The 335-nt window shown below is 62.1% G+C and carries 1 pseudogene; it reads right to left on the reverse strand.

Annotated elements, in window-relative coordinates:
- Positions 1-335: pseudogene (locus tag HA630_RS02460) on the reverse strand (branched-chain amino acid ABC transporter permease); the annotation flags it as partial.

A 335-nucleotide genomic window follows, 5' to 3' on the forward strand; every position in this document is an offset into this window, starting at 1 on the left:
AGCGCCTCGGTCATGTCGCGGTTGAAGGCGCCGGCGCGGATCTTCATGCCCAGGCGGGTTTTGGAAATCAACAGGTACAGCCCCAGCGCCAGCAGGATGCAGATGCCCGACATGACCAGCCGGTACACCGGGTAGGACAGGGTGTCGGTCAACGGGATGGACCAGTTCAACAGGTCGGGCACCGGCAAGGCGTGCACGTCGTCACCCCAGATCAGGGAGCGGCTTTCCTCGAAGATGTAAATGAGGCCGAAGGTCAGCAGCACCTGGTCGAGGTGGTCCCGCTTGTAGAAGTGGCGAAACAGCAGCCATTCCAGTGCCAACCCCAGCACCACCGA

It is taken from the genome of Aquabacterium sp. A08 (assembly GCF_011742065.1).